This window comes from Bradyrhizobium sp. SZCCT0153 (genome assembly GCF_018129995.1).
GTDB classification, from domain to species: Bacteria; Pseudomonadota; Alphaproteobacteria; order Rhizobiales; family Xanthobacteraceae; genus Bradyrhizobium; species Bradyrhizobium japonicum_G.
In genome coordinates, this window is sequence record NZ_JAFCKS010000010.1 from 96,220 (window position 1) to 118,216 (window position 21,997).

The following is a 21,997-nucleotide window of genomic DNA, read 5'->3' on the forward strand; positions in this document are numbered from 1 at the left end:
GCTCCCGCCAGTTCTTAGCCTAAATGCGATTGCCGGGGGTTCTAACACGGCATTTTGCGGGCCGGGAAGCCGCTTTCGGCGTCGCAGGGCTGCGTTGCCGCAGCGCCAAAGCGCAAGGAATTACAAAGTTTTGCCTGGGAGGCGACGATGGACGAGCGAGTGGCCGAGACCGGCTCTGCAACCGGCGGCGTCAACATCCTGCTGCGGCTGGAGGGCCTGACGCTGTTCGCCGGCATGGTGATGCTCTATGCGGCCTGGGATGGGTCATGGCTGGTGTTCGCCCTGCTCTTCTTCGTCCCCGATCTGAGCTTCCTGGCCTACCTCTCGGACGCCCGGTTCGGCGCGCTGGTCTACAATGCCGCCCACAGCTACATGGCGCCGGTCGCGCTCCTGACGCTCGGCTTCGGCCTCGCCTCGCCGCTCACTCTGTCCATCGCCTTGATCTGGCTCGCCCATATCGGCATCGACCGGGCCCTGGGCTATGGCCTGAAATATGCGGCCGGGTTCGGCTTCACCCATCTGGGGCGGATCGGCCGGCAGAAGAACCCCTGACGCAGCCGCAAATCTGGCGCAGCCCGGTTGACCCGGCCGGGCGATTCAGGCTTGCTCGGAGCCCAGCGATCAGGCGCCGAATGTTGCGTGAGCCCAGTCGGTACGGCGGCGGTCATCATTTCTGGCTGCAAGCATCACCTCATGTCCGCGACGGTCGTCCCGCTGCCGCCGAGTTCATCGTCCGAAACCACCGACTTCCTGCGGCGCATGGCCAGCATGGTGTCGGGTAGGAACGGCGAGATGCTGCTGCGCGCGGCCGCGCTGATCGAGTCGCTGGCGCAGCGGGCGATGTCGGCCGAGCGGCTCTATCACCGGGAGCACGAAGAGAACACGCGCAACACCGAGCTGCGGGTGGCTGGTGAGATGGCCTCCGATGCCATGGCCAAGCAAATTGACGGATTGCGCGCCCAGCTGGCCGAACTGTCCACGGCTGCAGCGGCCGAGCGCGCGGCGTTCGATGCCGAGCGCGGCAAGCTGCTCGGCTTGATGCAGCATGCGGAGAGCCATATCGGCAAGCTCACGGGCGAGCTGGATACGCTTCGCGCCTCGGTCGACGCCTTCAACGAGACCGTGGTCTCCGTGCCGATCGAGGTGCTGCGGCTGGCGCGCACGCAGTTCGATTTCCTCTCCGACGACTTTGCCCGCAAGGGCGACGTGATCTCGCAGGCGATGAGCGAAATCGGCGGCTTTGCGATCGACCAGGCGCTGACGGTGAAGAAGACGGACACCGCCTGAGGCGAGCCGCCGCGCGAGTGCTCATGAACGGCACTACCGAAGCGCCCTTCACCTACAAGGACGCCTATGTCGAGCTCAACCCGCATGTCGGCGGCAATCCCACCACCGCTGCGGAGTCGCGCAAAGCCGTGGAGGAGTTCTTGCAGGCGCTGTTCAAGCTGGGCTGAGACTGCCCGGTCCGATGCCGTAGAGTGGGCAAAGCGAAGCGTGCCCACCATTTGCAGATCACGATATGGAGAGATGGTGGGCACGGCGCTGCGCACCTTTGCCCACCCAACTGCGGCTCACCATGGGATGCACATGGAGCCTGCGTTGGCGCGACATCCTCCGTCATTGCGAGCGGAGCGAAGCAATCCAGGCTGCCTCAAAGGAAAGACTCTGGATTGCTTCGTCGCAAGTGACTCCTCGCAATGACGTTGGAGAGCGACGTTGGCGCGGCAGCGCTAGATTGCGCCGATCTCGGCAAGGCAGGCTTGCGTCAGCGGCATGCGCTCGCCGACCAGACGCGGCTCCTTGCAATCCATGTTGAGCGCGAACACGGTGTGGGCCTCGCCCTTCTCGGCCCAGCCCACCATCCAGCCGAGCGAGGGCTCGCCGCGCTCGGCGCCCAGGAGGCCGGACTTGGCGCGGATGACGCTGTCGCCGACCTTGGTCACTGGCAGGATGTCGGCGACGAGATCCTGGCTGCGCTTGCTGATCGGCAGCGCGCGGCGGCGCAGCCGGTCGACGAAATCGACCTGCTCGACCGGATCGATGCGCAAATTCCCCGTGAGCCAGAACTGGTCGATGCCGCCGCCGATGTCGCGATTGCCGTAGTCGAACAGATCGACGTACTTTTGCATGCGCTCCTGACCAATGCGCCGCGCGATCTCCTGATAGACCGGCACCGCGCTCACGAGAATCGCACTGCGCAGTGTGTGATCCTTGTTCCACGCTTCAATCGGCCGCTTCACGCCATCCCACGGGAACACGTCCTTGTCGGGGTCAGTGACCACGCCGGTCTCGATAGCGATCAGCGAGTTCGGGATCTTGTAGGTCGAGGCCGGCAGCTTTGCTTCGCCCGAGCGTTCCTTGTCGCTGGCGACGACCAGATAGTCCTCGACCTTGTAGCCGACGAAGGTGCCCGATGTGCCAAGGTCGGTGAAGCGTTTTGCCAGGCTGTCGCGGATCTCGTTGCGCGGCGGTGCGACATGGGCGAACGTACGCGATGGCACGATTGCAGTTGCGGCGAGGAGGCCGAGGGTGGAACGGCGGGTGATCAAGAGAGATGTCCGTGAACCATGAAAGTGGCCACGACCATGCAGCCGCCATCGTGGTAAAACGATGACAGGTTATTTCTTGAGCATGATCTGTTCGGAAAACCGCTGCACACTTCGCGCTAACGCTGCCCTTCGAGTCCGGATCATGCTCTACCGCCCGCGGCCCGACAGCCGCAGCACGAACACCAGCACTTCGGCGACCGCCTTGTAGAGGTCGGGCGGGATCTCCTCGCCGAGTTCGACCTTGGACAGCGCGCCGGCCAGAATCTCGTTCTCCTCGATCGGGATGTCGTTGGCCTTGGCGATCTCGACGATCTTTTCACCGATCGTACCCTTGCCCTTGGCGACGACGACCGGCGCGTTGCTGCCCTTCTCGTAATGCAGCGCGATCGCAAGCTTGGACGGATCGCTCATGTGGCCCGGTCCAGGAAGTGGCCGGCGCGGGCCGGTGCGGGCTGCGGCGGGGTGCCGTCGCGCACCAAGATATCGCCGGGTTTGAGCTCGGCCCTCGTCAGGGCCAGGTTCAGCTCCCCGATGCCGGCGCGAAGCTGCTGCGCGGTCGCCGGCCGCTCCGCCCACATCCGCACGAAGGTCTTGTCGCCGTTCAGGGTAATCAGCGCGTGCACCGGGCCGGCCGGCTCGACATTGAGCGTGAAGCGCGCGCGCCAGGCGCGCTTGGCGGGATCGGCGGTTTCATTGCCGCCATCGCGCGAGATCTCGAACTGCGCCATCGCCGTGCCCTGCGGAGTTGCGAAGGGAATCTCGAAATTCCACTGCGGCACGGTCGGATCGATGCGGTGGCCGCCGGCGTCGGTCCGGTCAGGAAGCGAGGCGACCTGCAGCAAGGTCTGCCGCGCGATCGCCGCATCGGTGTCGTCGAGCAGGCGATGCACGGTCGCAGCGAGCGGCGTATCGGGCGCAAGCGACGGCGAGGCGATCGCCTGCGGTGCCGGCAGCGCGCCGCGAACCGGCGGTGGCGTCGCGCGCGCGGCGGCTTCGAAGATGTGGCCGTCGGGCACGGCCTTGTTCGAGCCGGGCAAATTGCCGGTCAGGCTCGGCAGGTTTTGCGCGACCTCCTGCAGAAGGCTCGCGGCAAGGCCGGCGGACATGGTTCGCGGCATCGCGGCCTGCGCGGCATTGCCGGCAACGTCGACCAGCACCGCGGCCGCGGGATTGGCGCTGCGCGGCATTTGCGGCGGCTGTGCGATCTCGGATTCGGTTGACGGCAATGCGGCCTGCACGGCCTGACCTGCTGCAGCAGCCGACGCGGCGGCGGCCTGCGGTGTCCCCGTGGCGCTCAAAGGAATTGCGGCCCCCTGCGGCGCGGCAGTTTCCAGCGTGGCCAAGGTCTGCCGCAGCACCAGCAGTGCGGCCTTCAGGTCCGGCACCGTGCCGGAGGACGGTGTCGTGCCCGCGGCCAGCGAGGCCTCGAGGAACAGGCCGGACTTCTGGAAGGCGGATTCGATATCGCCGCCATCGAGCCGAGGGTTGAGCGGCGTCTGCTGCGCCAGCACGGCCAGCACCGCCTGCTTCAGCCCCGCCGGCAGATCGCTGCCGGTGACGACGGAGGCTAGATTGGCGAACAGCGGTGCCTGGCTGCCCTGTTTGGTCACGGCCTCGGCCGAAGCGGCGGTGACGGCGACCTGTTCCAATGGCGTCAGGGTGCTGCGCGCCGCGCTCGCTGACGGTGCAAGCGGCGGGCTCTCGACGAGCGAGGCCGCGCGCGCTGTCAGCGTGACCTGATCGGCGGCAGCTTCCCCTGCCCCGCTCATGACGGCGAGCCGGATGGTGCCGTCGTTCTGCGACACCGCGAGCTGGAGATTTTGCCCTGGCGTCAGCGACACCTCCGACATCACGTCCATCGAAAGATTTGCGATCGCGATCCGCACCAGATTGTCGGCGAGCACGCTGACCACTCTGGCGTCGACGACGCTGCCGGCCTGAAGAACGAGATCGGGCGTCGCCGCATCAGCCACGGGGCTGGCAGCACTGACGGGAAGGATCGAGCTTATCGGCGTCGGCATCTCAGGGGTCCCGGAGCACGGGCCACCCTAACGCCGGCGTCGTAAACCTCTCGTTAAGGACCTTTGGCCGCGGGCGGCTTTACCGCCTCCAGGACCGCGACCGCAGCCTTGAAATCCCTCAGCCGGGCGGCGCGGCGGGCGGCCGCTTCTTCGTCGACCCCCCACTTCTCGGCGTTCCAGTCCTCATCGACATAGGCAGCCACCCAGACCTGGTCGGCGTCGCGCACCCCGTGGGCCAGCGCCAGCGCCAGCAGGGCCGAGCCTGTGAGGGACGTGACCACGTGGAGCGCCGCGATCGACCAGGGATCCCCGGGCAGCGCGGCGCGCGCGGCCTGGACCGCCTCATCGGGCTGCTTCACATGCATGACGCCCTCGGACAGGATGAAATGCGCGCCCAAGGTCTCCGCGGCCCAGAACAGTACGGGATCCCAATGCGCGGCCTCGCGGGCCACCAGCCCCTCCGGGTGACCGGCGCGATAGAACACCAGGTCGGACTGGAAGTATCTTGCGAGGTCGTCGGCCACGAGTTCGACGCGGTCGACCACGCCCTCGACCACGCTGTTGGCAATCCGCGTCAGCGGCATGGTCATGGGATTGATCGTCTCTTTCTGATCCGTCCATTCCGCGGCCACCGCATCGGCAAGGTCTTGCGAGGGGGTCACCACCTGGCGCCCGGAGGGCGTCCGGATCGGCTTGCCGTCGAGCGTGATGGCGAAACCGCCCTCGGCCTCAGCCACCCCCACCTCCTTGTAGAAGCGCTTGCGCAACGGCACGCGCGAGGCCTGGCGGACCGCCTCCTGCGGATCGAGCGGGGACTGCCCCGCGGCCTCATCAAACAATTCGCGCATCTTGAATTTCTGGTCTCCGCCGCTGAATGCTAGGCTTTTAAGATAGAACCGGCGGCCGATAAAGCGAGCAGCAGGCATGAAGGAACTTGCGGGCATTGTGGCCCTGCTCGCCGGGCTCTGGCTGGCCGCGGCGGACGCCGGTTTCCGCACCCCGGAATCGCTGGTGCGTAACGTCTACGCCCATTACGGCCAGGGCGTGCCGGAGCTGTCCAAAGGGCTGCCCCGCGACGCTGCCACCACCAGGCAATTCTTCGACCCCAGCCTGCGCAAGATGTGGTCCGCGCCGCGGGTCGAGCCTTACGATTTCCTGGTGCAGAGCCCGAGTTGGAAGCTCGGTCCGGTCGCGATCGCGGTCGTCCGCAGGCAATACGACAAGACCTATGTCGCGGCGAATTTCGACAATCGCGGCCGGCAGGTCACGCTGAACTTCATCCTCGTCAACGGGCCCGAGGGCTGGCTGATCACTGACATCGAGAGCCCGCATGACAGTCTGCGGATGTTTCTGGAGCAATTTCGGAATTGAGGGAGCTTCCGTCATTGCGAGCGCGGCGAAGCAATCCAGAAAAGCATCCGCGGCAACAGCCTGGATTGCTTCGTCGCTTTGCTCCTCGCAATGACGCGCGTGGTACCTCGACCAGCTACTCCTCAGGCGCGTTCTCGATCGGATCAAATCGGCTCGCATCGAGCCCGAGCAAATTCCACGACTGCTGCATGTGCTGCGGCAACGGCGCGGTGGCATCGATGAAGCCGCCGCGTGGATGCGGAATGACGATGCGGCGCGCGAGCAGATGCAGCCGGTTTTGCAGGCCGCCCGGCAACTGCCAGTTCTCGATGTTGAAATATTTGGGATCGCCCACGATGGGATGGCCGATATGCTCCATGTGGGCGCGGAGCTGGTGGGTGCGGCCCGTCACCGGCTTCAGTGACACCCAGGTCAGCTTGTTGCCGGCGGTCTCGACCACCGCATAATACGTCACCGCGTGGCTCGCGCCCTCATCGCCATGCTGGGCGATGCGCATGATGGTGTCGTCCTCGCTCTCCTCCTTCGCAAGGAAAGTCGAGATGCGGCCCTGCTTCGGCTTCGGCAGGCCCGGCACCAGCGCCCAATAGGTTTTCCGCGCCGACCGCGAGCGGAATGCACCGGTCAGATGCGAGGCGGCAAAGCGCGTCTTCGCGATGAGCAGGCAGCCGGACGTATCCTTGTCGATCCGATGCACAAGCCGCGGCTTCTGCCCTTTGGAGTCGCGCATCACGTCCAGCATCTGATCGATGTGTCGCGTCGTGCCAGAGCCGCCCTGCACCGCAAGCCCGAACGGCTTGTTCAGCACGAGGACGTCGTCGTCCTCGTAGATCGTCATCTCCTTCAGCGCGGCAAGCGTCTTTTGCGCGGCCTCGGACAGCGGGCTCGCCGCCTTCGGCGTGTCGAGCTTCAGAGGCGGTATGCGGACGCTCTGTCCTTCCTCCAGCCGGTCCTTGCTGTCGACGCGCTTGCCGTCGACGCGCAGCTCGCCTTTGCGCACGACGCGCTGGATGTGGGAGAACGACAGGCCGGGAAACCGCGCCTCCAGAAAGCGGTCGACCCGCATGTTGTTCTCGTCCGCCGTGACCTTGACGGTCTGCACCTTGGTCGGCAGCAGCGCCTCGACGGGCTTTTCCGGCGCGGGCGTTTCCGGCAGGGATTTGGGTGCGCGCCGCTCGACACGCTCGGCCGCAAAGCGCGGCGGCTTGCCACCCGGCTTGGCCCCGGGACGCGGCCCGGCCTTCTTGGCGCTGCGCGCCTTGAAGGGGCGCGCCTCCTTGCGCTCATCGCGCTCGCGGGGCTTCGGATTCATTCTCTTGATGCGGCGGCTCATGATGCCTGCCTAGCTCAAAAGTGCCCTTTCGTCACGACGAAACGGCAATTTAGGCTCCGCCGCCCCGTTCCTTCCGCAGCTTGGCCCAGTAATCCAGCCGCTTGCGGATTTCGCGCTCAAAACCGCGCTCCGGGGGGTCGTAGAAGGTCTGGCGGCCTAGGGCTTCCGGAAAGTAGTCCTGGCCGGAAAAGGCGTCGGGGGCGTCGTGGTCGTATTCGTAGGACGCGCCGTAGCCTTCCGACTTCATCAGCTTGGTCGGGGAATTGAGAATGTGCTTGGGCGGCAGCAGCGAGCCGGCCTGTTTCGCGACCTGCATCGCTGCGCCGAAGGCGGTGTAGACGGCATTCGATTTCGGCGCGGTAGCCAGATAGACCACGGCCTGCGCGATGGCGAGCTCGCCTTCGGGATGGCCGAGAAAGTCGAAAGCATCCTTGGCGGCATTGGCGATCATGAGCGCCTGCGGATCGGCAAGGCCGATGTCCTCGACCGCCATGCGCACCACGCGGCGGGCCAGGAACAGCGGGTCCTCGCCGGCATCGAGCATGCGCGCGAGATAATACAGCGCGGCATCGGGATCGGAGCCGCGCACCGACTTATGCAGCGCCGAGATCAGGTTGTAGTGACCGTCGGCCGATTTGTCGTAGATCGGGGCGCGGCGCTGCAAAATCTCCTGCAACTGCGCGGCATCGAAAATCTCGTCCTTGCGCGCGGCGCGCCAGACTTCCTCGACCAGCGTCAGCGAGGCCCGCCCGTCCCCGTCGGCCATGCGCACCAGCACGGCGCGTGCCTCGGCATCGAGCGGCAGCTTGCGGCCCTCAACCTCCTCGGCATGCGCAAACAGCTTTTCGATCGCGGCCGCGTCGAGCGAGCGAAACACCAGCACGCGCGCCCGGGACAGAAGCGCCGCGTTGAGCTCGAAGGACGGGTTTTCGGTGGTGGCCCCTACCATCACCACGGTGCCATCTTCCATCACGGGCAGAAACGAATCCTGCTGGGCGCGGTTGAAACGATGCACCTCGTCGACGAACAGCAGCGTGCCCTTGCCCATCTCGCGGCGGGCACGAGCGGCCTCGAAGGCCTTCTTCAAATCGGCAACGCCGGAGAACACGGCCGATATTTGCTCGAAGTGCAGATCCGTCGCATCCGCCAGCAGCCGCGCCACCGTGGTCTTGCCGGTGCCGGGCGGCCCCCAGAACACCAGCGAGCCAAGCGTGCGCGTCTCCAGCATCCGCGTCAGCGCGCCGTCGGGACCCAGGATATGATCCTGCCCGACGACCTCCGAGAGCGCGCGCGGCCGCAGCCTGTCCGGCAGCGGATGCGGAGCCTCGTGGTCGAGCCCCGCCGCGGCGAAGAGAGTTGGCGTCTCCTGCGATCGCTTCGGACTCATCCGCCCAGCGTGACGTTGATCTGCTGGCCACCGCGCACCAGCGTGATGCGCCAGATCCGCGGGCGCTCGCCTGCGGCCTTTTCGAGGTCGCCGCTCTTGCCGATCTTCTGGTTGTTGACGGCCAGGATGATGTCGCCCTTCTGGAAGCCGACATTTGCAGCCGCGCTGTCGCTGCCGAGATCGGTGATCACGACGCCTTCGGTGTCGGCGTCCAGATGCAGTTCGTCAGCAAGCGCCGGCGTGATGGTCGAGACCTTCGCGCCCTGGAACGGCGAGCGCGCGGTGACGACGAGTTCGTTGCGACCGACGTCGGGCGCCGTCTCCAGCGCGACCGTCAGCTTGACCGGCTTGCCGGCCCGCTGCACGTCGATCTGCGCCGTGCCGCCGAGCGGGCGCGTTGCGAAGCGATAGTCGAAAGCGTTGGGGTCATCCACGGTCTGGCCGTCGATGCCGGTGATGAGATCGGAGGATTTCAAGCCGGCCTTCGCCGCCGGGCCGTTCGACACCACGCTGGCGACCAGCGCACCGGTCGGCGAGCGCAGGCCGAGGCTCTCGGCGATCTCGGGCGTCACCGCCTGCAATTTCGCCCCTAACCAGGGCCGCTTCACCGCCTTGCCGCCGCTCCTGGCGGAGGCGACGACGACGCGCACCATATTGGCGGGGATCGCGAAGCCGATGCCTTGCGAGCCGCCGGAACGCGAATAGATCGCGGTGTTGATGCCGGCGAGCTTGCCGCTCATGTCCACCAGCGCGCCACCGGAATTGCCGGGATTGATCGCCGCATCCGTCTGGATGAAGAACTGGTAGTCGGTGATGCCGACCTGCGTGCGTGCCAGCGCCGAGATGATGCCGTGGGTCACGGTCTGGCCGACGCCGAAGGGATTGCCGATCGCGAGCACGACGTCACCGACCAGCAACTCGTCGGAATTGGTGAAGTCGAGGGTCGGGAATTTCTCCTTGGTGTCCTTCAGGCGCAGCACTGCGAGATCGGTGCGCGTGTCCTTCAGCAGGATCTCGGCCTCGAACTCGCGCTTGTCCGAAAGCGACACTTTCACCTGATCGGCGCCTTCGATGACATGGACGTTGGTGACGACGAGGCCCGAGGCATCGACGATGACGCCGGAGCCGAGCGAGCGCTGCATCTGCTCGGGCTGCTGGCCCGGCACGCCGAAGAAGCGGCGGAAGATCGGGTCGTCGAGCAGCGGATTCCGGTTCTGCACCATCTTGGCGGCATAGACGTTGACGACCGCCGGCTGCACCCGCTGTACGATCGGCGCATAGGACAGCCGCAGTTCGGCCGGCGATGACGGGACCCGGCGGTCCTGCGCCGCGGCCGGATCGAAGCTGGCCGAAAAAGCTATGCACAATGCGGTGATGACGGCGGCGCGGATCGAACGAAACATTCCTACCTCTCGGAAAAGACGCCGGAATATAGGCGCGTTCGCCCCCCAATAGAAGGGCGCCGGACGGCAATATTCAGTCCCTTCCGGTGTCGCCCAAATGCAAGCCCGGCGTGCGAAATGGCAATTCGCCTGGGCGCCGGATTGGCATGATGCGCGTCATCTTGCATTCTGGCCGACGGTGGATTCGGTTGCAGCGAATTTGCATCATTGGGAACCGCGCAACCGGGCCGCGCCGTCGCGGGGCAGTCATCGATCGATCCTAGGCTCTCCGCCAGTGACTTGGGGAAGTTCATCAAACGATGGAGTCATGACGTGAGCAGGACAAGAATTGCAGCCACGGCGATTGGTCTCGCCGGCGCGCTGGCGGCCTCGCAGGCCCACGCCCAATCGACAAGCAGCAGCGATCAGGAGATCGCGCTTCTGAAGCAGCAGTTGAAGATGCTGGAGCAGAAGCTCGACAAGCTCCAGAGCCAGACCGCCGCGAACACCGCGGCCACGGCGAAGGCCAGGGTTGAAGCGAAGGCGGAGGCAAAAGCCGAAGCTCGATCCGAAGCGAAGGCCGTCGTCGCCAATGCCAACGCGGCGATCTCGCTCAAGGGACCGGCGCCAGCCTCGGGCGTCGTCGTGACGATGCCGAACAACCGTCCGACTATCTGCACCGCCGACCAGGCGAACTGCGTCGCGATCACCAGCCGCGTGCACTGGGATGTCGGCGGCTACGACTATCGTCCCAACACGGCGGCGACCGTTCCGCAAAAGCTCGACAGTGGCGAGAACGTCCGCCGCGCGCGCATCGGACTTACCGGCAAGTTCTTCAACGACTGGAACTTCGCACTGGTCTACGACTTCGGGGGCACTTCCGACGGATTCGGCGGCGCAGCGCCTGGCTCGCTGCCCGGCGGCGGCGTCTCCGGCGTCGAGAACGCCTATCTCAGCTACACCGGCCTGAAGCCGTTCGGTGGACGGATGGCGATCGAGGCCGGCGTCATGGACTTGCCATACACCATGGACGAGGCCACGAGCTCCAACGACATCATGTTCATGGAGCGCGCCTCGCCCGGCGTCATCGCGACCAACATCGCCGCCGGCGACTTCCGCTCGGCGGTCGGCACGCGCTGGTTCAACGACCAGCTGTGGATCGGCGGCTATGTCACGGGGCCCTCAACAGGTGCGATTCACTCCGCCTCGAGCGCGGCTCCGGCGGGCACGAGCGAGCAATACGGCGCGGTGGCGCGTATTGCCGGCAACCCGGTCAGCGGCAAGGACTACTCGGTGCATATCGGCGCCGATGCGCAATGGCTGATTCAGCCGCCGCGCAATCTGATCGCCAACACCCAGACGGTCACGCTGAGCGATCGTCCGGAATTGCGTCTCGATCCGACCACGCTGATCTCGACCGGCGCCATCGCCAATGCCTCGGGCGCGCAGGTCTATAGCGTCGAGGCAGCAGCGACCTATGGTCCCTTCATCGTTCAAGGCGAGTATTTCTGGTACAATGTGGACCGAACAGCCCACACCGGCGTGCCGCTGGTCGGTGCGCCGAGCCTGAAATTCCAGGGCGGTTACGCGCAGGCCGGCTACGTGCTGACCGGCGAAGGCCGGAGCTACAACGCGGCCAACGCGGCCTACAACGGCGTCAAGCCGGCACATCCGTTCTCGCTCGACGGCGGCGGCTGGGGCGCCTGGGAAATCGCGGGACGCTTCTCGACGATCGACCTCAACAACCAGTTGGGAACGGCGACCGGCATCGCCGGCGGCCGGCAGACCGTCTACACGGCGGCGCTGAACTGGTACGTCAACGGCAACGTCCGCTTCATGCTCGACTATCTGCACGGCACGGTGTCGCGGCAGGCCTCGCCGGTCTCGACCGCCGATGTCGGCTCGAAGTTCGACGCGGTCGCGATGCGCACGCAGTTCGCGTTCTGAAGCGAGATCTTCCGGGAGCGGCACGGTCCGCTCCCGGATACCTATGCGGCGCGCTTCGGCTTCTTCACGACCACCGGCGGCGGCGCGCAGGACAGCCGCTGCTGATGGCTCTCGCCCCACGCCTTCAATATGTCGATCACCGGCCGCAGGCTCTCACCGAGCTCGGAGAGGCAATACTCAACGCGCGGCGGCACCTCGGCATAGACCTTGCGAATGACGAGCTTGTCCTCCTCCAGCGCGCGAAGCTGCTTGGTCAGCATGCGCTGGGTGATGCCCGGCATCCGGCGGCGCAGTTCGCCGAAGCGCTGGGTGCCGTCCTGGAGGTGGTAGAGGATCACGCCCTTCCACTTGCCGTCGATCAGATCCAGCGTCGCCTCGACCGAGCAGCCGGGACGCCGGGCAAAATCCCGCCGTTTCATGCGTGTTTCCCTATAGTATCCAAACAGGGACTATATCCCCGAATTTACAGTACTTGCCAAATCGGAGCCAGAGCGACAGTTAGCAAGCCAGGCGCACACCTCACAAGCTCTGCGCCATCTGATGGAGACAAGCCATGAAGGCCGTCGGCTACAAGAAATCGCTTCCGATCGAGGATCAGGACGCGCTGTTCGATTTCGAGACCACAAAGACCGAGCCCAAGGGCCGCGATATCCGCGTCGCCGTAAAGGCGATCTCGGCCAATCCGGTCGACTACAAGGTTCGCAAGCGCGCAGCTCCACCCGAGGGCGAGACCAAGATTCTGGGCTATGACGCGGCCGGCGTGGTCGATGCCGTCGGGCCCGAGGTGACGCTGTTCAGGCCGGGCGACGAGGTGTTTTACGCCGGCTCGATCCTGCGCCAGGGCACCAATTCCGAATTCCATCTGGTCGACGAGCGCATCGTCGGCAACAAGCCGAAGAGCCTGTCGTTTGCGCAGGCCGCCGCCCTCCCCCTCACCTCCATCACCGCCTGGGAATTGCTGTTCGACCGGCTCGGCGCGGTGCCCGGCAAGAGCGTCGACCCACGCACGCTGCTGATCACGGGCGGCGCCGGCGGCGTCGGCTCGATCCTGATCCAGCTTGCGCGCCGCCTCACCGGTCTCACGGTGGTCGCGACCGCGACGCGGCCGGATTCGCAAAAATGGTGCCTCGACCTCGGCGCGCATGCGGTGATCGACCACGGCAAGCCGATGAAGGAGCAGATCGAGAAGCTGAAGCTGCCGCCGGTCGCGCTGGTCGCGAGCCTCACCTTCACCGAACAGCACTACAAGGCGATCGCCGAGTTGATGGCGCCGCAGGGCAAGTTCGGCCTGATCGACGATCCGCCAGAGTTCACCATGAGCACGTTCAAGGGCAAGGCGATCTCGGTGCACTGGGAATCGATGTTCACGCGCTCCTCGTTCCAGACGCCGGACATGATCGCGCAGCATCATCTGCTCAATGACGTCGCCGACCTCATCGACAAGGGCGTGCTGCGCACCACGCTCGACCAGACTTTCGGCACGATCAACGCGGCCAACCTCAAGCGCGCGCACACGCTCTTGGAGAGCGGCAAGTCGCGTGGGAAGATCGTGCTGGAGGGGTGGTAGCAGCCACAGCGTTGCTGCGTAGGGTGGGCAAAGGCGCACTCGCGCCGTGCCCACCATCTCTCGACAGATGCGGCAGAAGTGGTGGGCACGCTTCGCTTTGCCCACCCTACGATTCCAGCGTCACGCCCTCGACGAACATCAACCGTCGCTCCAGCGCCGTATGCCGCAGCTTCAGCGCCTCGGCATATTCCGCCGACGCGTACCATTCGCGCGCCCGCGCCATCGTGGGAAACTCGACGATGATGATGGTCTTGGGCGGCGGGCCACCCTCCACCACCTCAGTGGCGCCGCCGCGCGCGAGGTAGCGGCCGCCATATTGCGCGATGGTTGTTGCTGCAAGCGAGCGATAGGCCTCCATCGCGGCCCTGTTGCGGGCCTCGACTTCGGAGATCACATAGGCGGGCATGTGTGCGCCTCACGCGATCGTGTTGACGATGCCGCCTTCCGCGCGCAGTGCCGCTCCGTTGGTCGCAGAGGCTTGCTTCGAGGCGACGTAGACAACCATGTTGGCGATCTCGTCGACGCTGGCGAAGCGCTGGATCAGCGAGCTCGGTCGATGCTGCTTGACGAAATTGGCAGCGGCTTCATCCACCGACTGTCCATTCTGCTTGGCGAGATCCTTCACGAAGGTCTCGACGCCTTCCGACATGGTCGGACCCGGCAGCACGGAATTGACGGTGACGCCGGTGCCGCGGGTGAGCTGGGCAAGCCCGCGCGCGACCGAGAGCTGGGCCGTCTTGCTCATGCCGTAATGGATCATCTCGACGGGAATGTTGAGGCCGGATTCCGAGGAGATGAAGACGATCCGGCCCCAATTGCGCTTGAGCATACCCTTCAGATACGCGCGCGACAGCCGCACGCCGCTCATGACGTTGACCTCGAAGAAGCGACTCCAGTCCTCGTCGGGAATGTCGAAAAAGTCCTTCGGCTCGAAGATGCCGGCATTGTTGATGAGGATGTCGACCTCGGGCAGCGCCGCCACGAGCGCCTTGCAGCCCGCCGCCGTCGAGACGTCGGCGGCGATGCCGCGCACCTTGGCACCGGCCGCCTCCAGCTTACGCGCGGCCACATCGACCTTGTCCTGGCCGCGACCGTTGATCACGACGCTCGCGCCTGAGCCCGCGAGGCCCTTGGCGATGGCGTGGCCGATGCCGGCGGTCGAGCCGGTCACGAGGGCGGTCTTTCCGGAAAGGTCGATGTTCATGCGTCGTCTCCATTGAGGCTGACGCAGATATCGTGCGCTACACAAGCAGCTTCAATCGCCCTCACCGACGCGTGAGGATCAGTTGCGCGCCCGTAGTGTCCTGAGAAAGGCGACGATCGCATCGAGGTCCTGCGCCGTCATGCTGGCGTAGGCAGCATAGGCCATCGGCGGCTTGAGCTTGTGGCCGTCGCGCGCGATGCCTTGCGTAATCGCACGTTTGATTTCGTCATCGCTCCACGCGCCGAGACCTGCGCCGGGATCCGGGGTGATATTGGGGGAGACGGATTCGCCCCAGGGCCCCCTAAATGTCCGACCGCCCTTGCCGCTCGCTGCGGCGAAATCGTGCACGGCGGACGGGCCCTCCGGCGTGTGGCATTCCAGGCAATGGGCGATGGTCAGCAGATAACGGCCATGCGCAAGCTGGTCGGACAGCTCCTGCTCGCTTGCTTGCCGGCATAGATCGGCGTCTCCGGCTTCAGCGCGATCTTGTATTCCGGGGCCGGCGTCTCGTGTCGCACCGGAGGCACGGAGCGCAAGTAAGCCGCGAGCGCATCGAGATCGCGGGCGGTGAGCACCGTGTAGAACGCAGTCGGCATGATCGGCGCGACCCTGGTCCCGTTCGGCCTGTTGCCGCTGACGAGAAACCGCTTCAGCTCGGCGTCGCTCCAATTGCCGATCCCGGTGTCCTTGTCCGGCGTGATGTTGGAACCGGTGACCTTGAATGCCGGCTCGTCGAAGGTCTGCCCGCCCGACAATGCGCGCGAGAGATCGAGGCCCTGCGGCGCGCGCGGGGTGTGGCAGTTGTGGCAGACCATCACGCTGTTGACGAGATAGGCGCCGCGCTCGACCAGCGTCTCGCAGGTGGCCGGCGACATCAGCATCGCCAGCGCAATCCCAACCACAATCCTCATGTCAGCCCCCCGGCCCGCATTGCCTTCAACAAAACGATCGTGCGCGGCATGAGATATCGCCGCGCTATAAAAAAAGCGGCGCCCTGGGGCGCCGCTTTCTGAAAACTGAAATGCCGGTCGGCTTACGCCGCCTCGGCTTCCTTCTCCTGCACCGGACCGGAATCCTGGCCCTTGGCATCGACGTCGCGATCGACGAACTCGATCACGGCCATCGCGGCGTTGTCGCCGTAGCGGAAGCCGGCCTTGATGATGCGGGTGTAGCCGCCCTGGCGGTCCTTGTAGCGGGTCGCCAGGACGTCGAACAGCTTCCTGACCTGATCCTTGTCGCGCATCTCGGAGATGGCCTGGCGGCGCATGGCGAGACCGCCCTTCTTGCCGAGGGTGACGAGCTTCTCGACGATCGGACGCAGCTCCTTCGCCTTCGGCAGCGTGGTGACGATCTGCTCGTGCTTGATCAGCGCGGCGCACATGTTGGCGAACATCGCGCGGCGATGCTCGGCAGTGCGGTTGAGCTTCCGATGAACCTTGCCGTGACGCATTGATCTATTCCTTGACTTGTCTTCGTCGCGACGGTTCGTCGGACTTGTTGCTCAGGTGGGCTGCCTGCGTTCGCCCGCTAAAGCGCGATGAACTCGCGCTTTAGCCTGTCGTAGCTCGGATCAGTAGTGATCCTCGAAGCGCTTGGCGAGCTCGTCGATGTTCTCCGGCGGCCAGCCCGGCACTTCCATGCCGAGATGCAGACCCATCTGGGCCAGCACTTCCTTGATCTCGTTCAGCGACTTGCGGCCGAAGTTCGGGGTGCGGAGCATTTCGGCTTCCGACTTCTGCACGAGGTCGCCGATGTAGACGATGTTGTCGTTCTTCAAGCAGTTGGCCGAACGCACCGACAGCTCGAGCTCGTCCACCTTCTTGAGGAAGGCCGGGTTGAAGGCGAGGTCCGGGATGATCTCCTGGGCGACTTCCTTGCGCGGCTCTTCGAAGTTGACGAACACGTTGAGCTGATCCTGCAGGATGCGGGCGGCGTAGGCCACCGAGTCATCCGGCGAGATCGCGCCGTTGGTCTCGATCGTCATGGTCAGCTTGTCATAGTCGAGGATCTGGCCCTCGCGGGTGTTCTCGACCTTGTAGGAGACCTTGCGGACCGGCGAGTACAGGCTGTCGACCGGGATCAGGCCGATCGGCGCGTCCTCGGGACGGTTGCGCTCGGCGGGCACGTAGCCCTTGCCGGTGGCGACCGTGAACTCCATGCGAATCTCGGCGCCCTCGTCGAGGGTGCAGATCTGCAGGTCCGGATTGAGCACCACGACGTCGCCGACGGTCTGGATGTCGCCGGCGGTGACGACGCCCGGGCCCGACTTCTTGACGACCATGCGCTTGGGGCCTTCGCCCTGCATCTTGATCGAGATGTCCTTGATGTTCAGCACGATGTCGGTGACGTCCTCACGGACGCCCGCGATCGAGGAGAACTCGTGCAGCACGCCGTCGATGTGCACCGACTGCACCGCCGCGCCCTGGAGCGAGGAGAGCAGGATGCGGCGCAGCGCGTTGCCGAGCGTCTGGCCGAAGCCGCGCTCGAGCGGCTCGGCGACGATGGTCGCAAAGCGGTTCGAATCGCTTCCGGGGGTCACCTGGAGCTTGTTCGGCCGAATCAGTTCTTGCCAATTTTTCTGGATCGTCACTGTTTCACCCATACGGGCCAGTCGAACTGCGATTGCAGATTCTGGCGTTGGAGAAAGGCCGCGGGTCGCACCCGCAGCTTCTTAAAAAAAGTCATCGCAGGCGACGATGGCGCCCGCGACCTCGTATCAAACGCGCCGACGCTTGCGGGGACGGCAACCGTTGTGCGGGATCGTGGTCACGTCGCGGATCGAGGTGACGGTGAAGCCCGCGGCCTGGAGCGCGCGGAGCGCCGATTCGCGGCCCGAACCGGGACCGGCGACTTCGACTTCCAGCGTGCGCATGCCGTGCTCCTGCGCCTTCTTGGACACGTCCTCGGCGGCAACCTGCGCGGCGTACGGGGTCGACTTGCGCGAGCCCTTGAAGCCCATCGTGCCGGCGGAAGACCAGGCAATCGTGTTGCCCTGCGCGTCGGTGATGGTGATGGTCGTGTTGTTGAACGACGAGTTCACGTGCGCGACGCCGGAGGCGATGTTCTTGCGCTCACGACGACGAACGCGGGTGGCTTCCTTGCCCATGGAGTACCTTTCCTGGAGATCTCAAACGCCGCCGTAATGCCAGCGGCTACACCTGTGGAACGAAAGGCGTGTGGCGAACGGGTCATCCCCTTTCGCCACACGCCGTGATTGGATTCGAAAACTTACTTCTTCTTGCCGGCGATGGCCTTGGCCGGGCCCTTGCGCGTGCGCGCATTGGTGTGGGTCCGCTGACCGCGCACCGGCAGGCCGCGACGATGGCGCAGGCCGCGATAGCAGCCGAGGTCCATCAGACGCTTGATGTTGATGCCGACCTCACGACGCAGGTCGCCCTCGACGAGATAGTCGCGGTCGATCACTTCGCGGATCTGGAGCACCTCAGCATCGCTGAGCTGATTGACGCGACGATCCGCGGGGATCTTCACCTTCTCCATGATCTCACCGGCGATCTTCTGGCCGATGCCATGGATGTACTGGAGCGCGATGAGAACGCGCTTGTTGGTCGGAATGTTCACGCCGGCAATACGGGCCACGGCCTTCTCTCCTGTTGCCGATCCCTCGTCAGGAACCGGTCTTTAAGTGCTTGGTTTCTCGGGCAGGTGTTCACAAACGCGAACACGACGCCCACCCCTGGTCTTCCTGGGGCCCGGCATCGTTTGAAACTATCCGACTTGGATGCGGGGCTTATTAGGGGATTCAGGGGGCTTTCGTCAACCGCCGCTAGCGCTTGGCTCGCCTTTTCGTGACCTTTTTTGCGGCCTTTTTGGCACCCTTTTTGACGGCCTTCTTGACCGTCTTTTTGGCCGCCTTCTTTGTCGCCTTCTTGACGGTCTTCCTGGCCGCCTTCTTGGCACCCTTCACGGCCTTCTTGGTGGCCTTTTTGGCGGATTTCGCAGCCTTTTTGGCTGTTTTCACCGGCTTTTTGGCCGCTTTGGCCTTCTTGGCCGTCGTCTTGGCGGGGCCCGTCTTGGCCGCACTGCGGGCATGCGTCTTGGGCTCGACCGCCCCGAGCGCCAGGAGCAGGCGGTGGATGGCGCGGGTCACCTCGTCGATGGCCATCATGCCGTCGATGGTCGAGAGCTTCCGCCGCTCGGAATAGTAGTGAATCAGGGGTTCCGTCTGGTTGCGGTAGCTGGCTAAACGCCTGGTCAGGACCTCCGGGGTATCGTCGATCCGGACCTCCTCGCCGCGCTCCCGCATCTGGGCAACGCGGGTCTCGACACGGTTCAGCAGCGCGCTCTCGTTGACGCGGAGCTCGATCACCGCGTCGAGCTTGAGGTGCTTGTGCTTGAGCAACTCGTCCAGCGCCTCGGCCTGCGGCACGGTGCGCGGGAAACCGTCGAGGATGAAACCGTTCTTCGCGTCCGGCTGGTCGATGCGATCGGAGATGATTCCGACCACGACCTCGTCGGGAACGAGGCCGCCGCTGGCCATGATTTCCTTGGCCTTGAGCCCGACCGGCGTTCCCGCCGCCACGGCCGCGCGCAACATCTCACCGGTCGAAAGCTGGACGATGCTGTAGCGCTGTACCAGCCGCTGCGCCTGGGTCCCCTTGCCCGATCCCGGCGGTCCCAGAAGTATAATTCTCATCGGCGTACGCCCCCCGGATTGGTGAGCGATACGTCGCGCACCTGTGTTTTGATATCAAGAGCGGTGCAAACCACAACCAGCGCCGCACCACCATCGATGATCATACTATAAGGCAGCCCGATCCGGTAAAGCTCGAAGACCTCCGGAATCAACTGCAATGCCGTCAGGTAGACGGCTCCGACGACCGTCGTCAATGATACGACGCGATCGAGATAGCCGGCCGTCGCCTCGCCGGGTGCGACACCGGTGATGCTGCCGTCGCGTGCAGCCAAGGATTGGGCCGTGTGCTCGGGATCGACCACATAGGCGGTGTAGACGAACGCAAGCACGAAGACCGCAACCGATCCGAGGACCACGTGCGCCAGCGTGCCAAGCTCAAGTTGCCGGTAGGCGGCGGCGACCCATGGCGTATCGGCACCAAAGATGTAGGTCAGGCCAGCCAGCGGCAGAAACCAGATCCACGGCGCCACGGTGGCCGGCACCAGAAAGCCGGCGTTGTTGATCTTGATCGGAAGAACCGCCGAGCACGCGGGCAGCAGACGTTCGCCGACTTTGCGTTCGGCGAACTCGACCCGGACATTCCGTCGCGCGCCCTCAACAAAGACGATCAGGGCGACGAGCGCGAACCAGAAGACGGCGTGGACCAGCACGAGATCGCCGGAGATTTCACCGCTCTGCAGCAGGCCTGCGATGCCGGCAACGTCGCCCGGGATATGAACCAGAAAATTGACGCTGAGCAGCAGCGCCAGACCATTGCCGATGCCGTGGCGGGTGATCTGTTCACTGAGCCAGATCAGGACGAACACACCACCGACGACCGAGGCCGTGGCCGCGAGCACGGACCATTCGTCCGGATTGGGAACCAGTGCCGGAATTGTCCGGACGGCCGAGGCGTAGCCGTAGGCCTGGAAGGCCCCAAACGCGAAAGTCAGGATCAGCGTGTAGCCGGAGATCCTGCGCCGGCCGCGCTCGCCCGACCTCTCGAGCGAGCTCAGGCCCTGCCATACCAGCGAAGGAAGCCGAATGACGATCGCAGCACTCAGATAAGGAAAGATACCGAGTGCAAAGATCGAAAAGCGGCCCACATGCTCGGCGGAGAACGACAGGCTCGAAGCACCCATCCCTGCGAACGGGATCTGGGTGCCCAGCCTGAAAAGGAGCAGCACGCCAATCGTGAAAGCGATCCGGCGCGCGAGCTCCCTGCTCATCTACGGCGGCCGCGCAGCTTCGACTTACGGATCAGGCCCTCATACTGATGGGCCAGCAGATAGCCTTGCACCTGCGCCACCGTGTCCATGGTGACGCTGACGACGATCAGCAGCGATGTGCCGCCGAAGTAGAACGGCACCGAGGCGTAGGAGATCAGGATCTCCGGGATCAAGCAGACGATCGCCAGATAGACCGCTCCGAGCACGGTGATGCGCGACAACACGTAGTCGATATATTCCGCCGTGCGCTCACCGGGGCGGATGCCCGGAATGAAGCCGCCGTGCTTCTTCAGATTGTCCGCGGTCTCGGTCGGGTTGAACACGATCGCGGTGTAGAAGAACGCGAAGAAGACGATCAGCGCGAGATACATGATCAGGAACAGCGGCCGGCCGTGGCCGAGCTGGGTCGTGATCCACTGGAACCATTCCGGTCCCTTGCCCGCGTTGAAATTCGCAACCGTGGTCGGCAGCAGCAGCAGCGAGGACGCGAAGATCGGCGGGATCACGCCCGAGGTGTTGAGCTTGAGCGGCAGATGCGAGGACTGGCCTTCGAACATCTTGTTGCCGACCTGGCGCTTGGGATACTGGATCAAGAGCCGGCGCTGGGCGCGCTCCATGAACACGATGAAGGCGATCACGGCGACCGCCATGATGATGACGACCAGGATCAGGCCGGTCGACATCGCCCCCTGACGGCCGAGCTCGAGCATGTTGGCGAGCGCCGCCGGCAGCTCGGCGACGATGCCGGAGAGAATGATCAGCGAGATGCCGTTGCCGATGCCGCGCGAGGTGATCTGCTCGCCCAGCCACATCAGGAACATGGTGCCGCCGGTCAGCGTGATCGCCGTGGACAGGCGGAAGAACATGCCGGGGTCGCTGACGACGTTGCCGGCGCCCTCGAGGCCCACGGCGATGCCGTAGGACTGGAACGCGGCCAGGATGACCGTGAGATAGCGGGTGTACTGGTTCAGCAGCTTGCGGCCGGCCTCGCCTTCCTTCTTCAGCGCCTCGAGCTGCGGCGAGACGGTGGTGAGGAGCTGGATGATGATCGAGGCCGAGATGTACGGCATGATGTTCAGCGCGAAGATCGCCATGCGGTGGATGCCGCCGCCGGCGAACATGTTGAACATGCCGAGGATGCCGCCCGCCTGGGAGCGGAACACCTGCTCCCAGATGTTGGGATCGATGCCGGGCAGCGGGATGTAGGTCCCGAGCCGATAAACGAGCAGCGCACCCAGGGTGAACCAGATGCGCTTCTTCAGCTCGTCGGCCTTGGCAAACGCGCCGAAATTGAGATTGGCTGCCAGTTGTTCCGCTGCAGAGACCATCTTGGACTTTCTCCCGCCGCCTGTTGCGCCGTCATGCCCGCGGCCGGGC

The 21,997-nt window shown here is 65.0% G+C and carries 24 protein-coding genes and 1 pseudogene; 6 read left to right on the forward strand and 19 right to left on the reverse strand.

The window, feature by feature from the left end; translation table 11 throughout:
* Nucleotides 1-147 precede the first annotated feature (147 nt).
* From JQ572_RS30885 to JQ572_RS30895, 3 genes and pseudogenes are all read left to right on the forward strand, one after another.
* Nucleotides 148-552, forward strand: a complete 405-nt coding sequence (locus JQ572_RS30885; RefSeq protein ID WP_211386630.1) for a DUF4260 domain-containing protein — start codon at nt 148-150, stop codon at nt 550-552.
* Nucleotides 553-693: 141 nt separating this feature from the next.
* The gene (locus JQ572_RS30890; RefSeq protein WP_211386631.1) at nt 694-1,287 is read left to right on the forward strand and encodes a hypothetical protein; all 594 of its coding nucleotides are present in this window, start codon (nt 694-696) and stop codon (nt 1,285-1,287) included.
* Between the two features lie 14 nt (nt 1,288-1,301).
* Nucleotides 1,302-1,454 (forward strand): annotated as a pseudogene (locus JQ572_RS30895) (dienelactone hydrolase family protein); the annotation flags it as partial.
* 276 nt (nt 1,455-1,730) lie between these two features.
* On the opposite strand, the gene JQ572_RS30900 reads toward JQ572_RS30895, so the two are convergent.
* From JQ572_RS30900 to JQ572_RS30915, 4 genes are all read right to left on the reverse strand, one after another.
* On the reverse strand, nt 1,731-2,549 hold the full coding sequence (locus tag JQ572_RS30900) for a class D beta-lactamase (RefSeq protein WP_211386632.1): 819 nt from the start codon (nt 2,547-2,549) through the stop codon (nt 1,731-1,733).
* 147 nt (nt 2,550-2,696) lie between these two features.
* Complete coding sequence (locus JQ572_RS30905) at nt 2,697-2,960, reverse strand: EscU/YscU/HrcU family type III secretion system export apparatus switch protein (protein ID WP_028151179.1); 264 nt, start codon at nt 2,958-2,960, stop codon at nt 2,697-2,699.
* A complete protein-coding gene (gene fliK / locus JQ572_RS30910; protein ID WP_211386633.1) occupies nt 2,957-4,570 on the reverse strand; it encodes a flagellar hook-length control protein FliK in 1,614 nt (537 codons plus the stop codon). Before fliK ends, JQ572_RS30905 begins: the two co-directional genes overlap by 4 nt.
* Before the next feature lie 53 nt (nt 4,571-4,623).
* Nucleotides 4,624-5,418, reverse strand: coding sequence for an ATP12 family chaperone protein (locus tag JQ572_RS30915; RefSeq protein WP_211386717.1), 795 nt, complete (start codon nt 5,416-5,418; stop codon nt 4,624-4,626).
* Between the two features lie 76 nt (nt 5,419-5,494).
* Here JQ572_RS30915 and JQ572_RS30920 point away from each other — a divergent pair, with 76 nt between their 5' ends.
* Nucleotides 5,495-5,941, forward strand: a complete 447-nt coding sequence (locus JQ572_RS30920; RefSeq protein ID WP_211386634.1) for a hypothetical protein — start codon at nt 5,495-5,497, stop codon at nt 5,939-5,941.
* A gap of 115 nt (nt 5,942-6,056) precedes the next feature.
* Here the strand turns inward: JQ572_RS30920 and JQ572_RS30925 are convergent, their stop codons facing one another.
* From JQ572_RS30925 to JQ572_RS30935, 3 genes are read right to left on the reverse strand one after another with little or no spacing between them, the layout of a single operon-like run.
* Complete coding sequence (locus JQ572_RS30925; RefSeq protein ID WP_211386635.1) at nt 6,057-7,271, reverse strand: RluA family pseudouridine synthase; 1,215 nt, start codon at nt 7,269-7,271, stop codon at nt 6,057-6,059.
* 49 nt (nt 7,272-7,320) lie between these two features.
* On the reverse strand, nt 7,321-8,658 hold the full coding sequence (locus tag JQ572_RS30930; protein WP_211386636.1) for a replication-associated recombination protein A: 1,338 nt from the start codon (nt 8,656-8,658) through the stop codon (nt 7,321-7,323).
* Nucleotides 8,655-10,061, reverse strand: a complete 1,407-nt coding sequence (locus tag JQ572_RS30935; protein WP_211386637.1) for a DegQ family serine endoprotease — start codon at nt 10,059-10,061, stop codon at nt 8,655-8,657. The genes JQ572_RS30930 and JQ572_RS30935 overlap by 4 nt, the downstream gene beginning before the upstream one ends.
* A 312-nt stretch (nt 10,062-10,373) precedes the next feature.
* On the opposite strand from JQ572_RS30935, the gene JQ572_RS30940 reads away from it, so the two are divergent.
* Complete coding sequence (locus JQ572_RS30940) at nt 10,374-11,987, forward strand: OprO/OprP family phosphate-selective porin (protein WP_211386638.1); 1,614 nt, start codon at nt 10,374-10,376, stop codon at nt 11,985-11,987.
* A gap of 41 nt (nt 11,988-12,028) precedes the next feature.
* On the opposite strand, the gene JQ572_RS30945 is transcribed toward JQ572_RS30940, so the two are convergent.
* Nucleotides 12,029-12,406, reverse strand: a complete 378-nt coding sequence (locus JQ572_RS30945; protein WP_211386639.1) for a winged helix-turn-helix transcriptional regulator — start codon at nt 12,404-12,406, stop codon at nt 12,029-12,031.
* A gap of 134 nt (nt 12,407-12,540) precedes the next feature.
* On the opposite strand from JQ572_RS30945, the gene JQ572_RS30950 reads away from it, so the two are divergent.
* The gene (locus JQ572_RS30950; protein WP_211386640.1) at nt 12,541-13,554 is read left to right on the forward strand and encodes a zinc-binding alcohol dehydrogenase family protein; all 1,014 of its coding nucleotides are present in this window, start codon (nt 12,541-12,543) and stop codon (nt 13,552-13,554) included.
* A gap of 106 nt (nt 13,555-13,660) precedes the next feature.
* Here the strand turns inward: JQ572_RS30950 and JQ572_RS30955 are convergent, their stop codons facing one another.
* From JQ572_RS30955 to secY, 11 genes are all read right to left on the reverse strand, one after another.
* The gene (locus tag JQ572_RS30955; RefSeq protein ID WP_211386641.1) at nt 13,661-13,960 is read right to left on the reverse strand and encodes a DUF1330 domain-containing protein; all 300 of its coding nucleotides are present in this window, start codon (nt 13,958-13,960) and stop codon (nt 13,661-13,663) included.
* A 9-nt stretch (nt 13,961-13,969) separates the two neighbouring features.
* A complete protein-coding gene (locus tag JQ572_RS30960) occupies nt 13,970-14,758 on the reverse strand; it encodes an SDR family NAD(P)-dependent oxidoreductase (RefSeq protein ID WP_211386642.1) in 789 nt (262 codons plus the stop codon).
* A gap of 78 nt (nt 14,759-14,836) precedes the next feature.
* Nucleotides 14,837-15,250 carry a c-type cytochrome gene (locus JQ572_RS35175; protein WP_349643119.1) on the reverse strand — a complete coding sequence of 138 codons (414 nt, stop codon included), beginning with the start codon at nt 15,248-15,250 and terminating at the stop codon, nt 14,837-14,839.
* Complete coding sequence (locus JQ572_RS35180) at nt 15,154-15,669, reverse strand: c-type cytochrome (protein ID WP_249129540.1); 516 nt, start codon at nt 15,667-15,669, stop codon at nt 15,154-15,156. Before JQ572_RS35180 ends, JQ572_RS35175 begins: the two co-directional genes overlap by 97 nt.
* 122 nt (nt 15,670-15,791) lie before the next feature.
* Nucleotides 15,792-16,208, reverse strand: a complete 417-nt coding sequence (rplQ, locus tag JQ572_RS30970; RefSeq protein ID WP_211386643.1) for a 50S ribosomal protein L17 — start codon at nt 16,206-16,208, stop codon at nt 15,792-15,794.
* Nucleotides 16,209-16,328: 120 nt separating this feature from the next.
* On the reverse strand, nt 16,329-17,360 hold the full coding sequence (locus JQ572_RS30975) for a DNA-directed RNA polymerase subunit alpha (protein WP_063195091.1): 1,032 nt from the start codon (nt 17,358-17,360) through the stop codon (nt 16,329-16,331).
* A gap of 114 nt (nt 17,361-17,474) precedes the next feature.
* On the reverse strand, nt 17,475-17,864 hold the full coding sequence (rpsK, locus tag JQ572_RS30980) for a 30S ribosomal protein S11 (RefSeq protein WP_007603045.1): 390 nt from the start codon (nt 17,862-17,864) through the stop codon (nt 17,475-17,477).
* A 122-nt stretch (nt 17,865-17,986) separates the two neighbouring features.
* Entirely contained in the window at nt 17,987-18,355 is a 369-nt protein-coding gene (rpsM, locus tag JQ572_RS30985; protein WP_211386644.1) for a 30S ribosomal protein S13, read from the reverse strand.
* Nucleotides 18,356-18,542: 187 nt separating this feature from the next.
* Entirely contained in the window at nt 18,543-19,412 is an 870-nt protein-coding gene (locus JQ572_RS30990) for an adenylate kinase (RefSeq protein WP_211386645.1), read from the reverse strand.
* Nucleotides 19,409-20,620 carry a preprotein translocase subunit SecY gene (locus tag JQ572_RS30995; RefSeq protein ID WP_211386646.1) on the reverse strand — a complete coding sequence of 404 codons (1,212 nt, stop codon included), beginning with the start codon at nt 20,618-20,620 and terminating at the stop codon, nt 19,409-19,411. The genes JQ572_RS30990 and JQ572_RS30995 overlap by 4 nt, the downstream gene beginning before the upstream one ends.
* Nucleotides 20,617-21,948 carry a preprotein translocase subunit SecY gene (gene secY, locus JQ572_RS31000; RefSeq protein ID WP_211386647.1) on the reverse strand — a complete coding sequence of 444 codons (1,332 nt, stop codon included), beginning with the start codon at nt 21,946-21,948 and terminating at the stop codon, nt 20,617-20,619. The genes JQ572_RS30995 and secY overlap by 4 nt, the downstream gene beginning before the upstream one ends.
* Between the last annotated feature and the right edge of the window lie 49 nt (nt 21,949-21,997).

Coding starts and splice junctions, on each gene's coding strand:
- JQ572_RS30890 (WP_211386631.1), top strand. CDS start 694: ATGTCCGCGACGGTCGTCCCGCTGCCGCCGAGTTCATCGTCCGAAACC.
- JQ572_RS30945 (WP_211386639.1), bottom strand. CDS start 12,406: ATGAAACGGCGGGATTTTGCCCGGCGTCCCGGCTGCTCGGTCGAGGCG.
- JQ572_RS30950 (WP_211386640.1), top strand. CDS start 12,541: ATGAAGGCCGTCGGCTACAAGAAATCGCTTCCGATCGAGGATCAGGAC.
- fliK (WP_211386633.1), bottom strand. CDS start 4,570: ATGCCGACGCCGATAAGCTCGATCCTTCCCGTCAGTGCTGCCAGCCCC.
- JQ572_RS30995 (WP_211386646.1), bottom strand. CDS start 20,620: ATGAGCAGGGAGCTCGCGCGCCGGATCGCTTTCACGATTGGCGTGCTG.
- JQ572_RS30975 (WP_063195091.1), bottom strand. CDS start 17,360: ATGGGTGAAACAGTGACGATCCAGAAAAATTGGCAAGAACTGATTCGG.
- JQ572_RS35180 (WP_249129540.1), bottom strand. CDS start 15,669: ATGAGGATTGTGGTTGGGATTGCGCTGGCGATGCTGATGTCGCCGGCC.
- JQ572_RS30990 (WP_211386645.1), bottom strand. CDS start 19,412: ATGAGAATTATACTTCTGGGACCGCCGGGATCGGGCAAGGGGACCCAG.
- JQ572_RS30905 (WP_028151179.1), bottom strand. CDS start 2,960: ATGAGCGATCCGTCCAAGCTTGCGATCGCGCTGCATTACGAGAAGGGC.
- secY (WP_211386647.1), bottom strand. CDS start 21,948: ATGGTCTCTGCAGCGGAACAACTGGCAGCCAATCTCAATTTCGGCGCG.
- JQ572_RS30930 (WP_211386636.1), bottom strand. CDS start 8,658: ATGAGTCCGAAGCGATCGCAGGAGACGCCAACTCTCTTCGCCGCGGCG.
- JQ572_RS30960 (WP_211386642.1), bottom strand. CDS start 14,758: ATGAACATCGACCTTTCCGGAAAGACCGCCCTCGTGACCGGCTCGACC.
- JQ572_RS30920 (WP_211386634.1), top strand. CDS start 5,495: ATGAAGGAACTTGCGGGCATTGTGGCCCTGCTCGCCGGGCTCTGGCTG.
- JQ572_RS30915 (WP_211386717.1), bottom strand. CDS start 5,418: ATGCGCGAATTGTTTGATGAGGCCGCGGGGCAGTCCCCGCTCGATCCG.
- JQ572_RS30925 (WP_211386635.1), bottom strand. CDS start 7,271: ATGAGCCGCCGCATCAAGAGAATGAATCCGAAGCCCCGCGAGCGCGAT.
- JQ572_RS30885 (WP_211386630.1), top strand. CDS start 148: ATGGACGAGCGAGTGGCCGAGACCGGCTCTGCAACCGGCGGCGTCAAC.
- JQ572_RS30935 (WP_211386637.1), bottom strand. CDS start 10,061: ATGTTTCGTTCGATCCGCGCCGCCGTCATCACCGCATTGTGCATAGCT.
- JQ572_RS30955 (WP_211386641.1), bottom strand. CDS start 13,960: ATGCCCGCCTATGTGATCTCCGAAGTCGAGGCCCGCAACAGGGCCGCG.
- rpsK (WP_007603045.1), bottom strand. CDS start 17,864: ATGGGCAAGGAAGCCACCCGCGTTCGTCGTCGTGAGCGCAAGAACATC.
- rplQ (WP_211386643.1), bottom strand. CDS start 16,208: ATGCGTCACGGCAAGGTTCATCGGAAGCTCAACCGCACTGCCGAGCAT.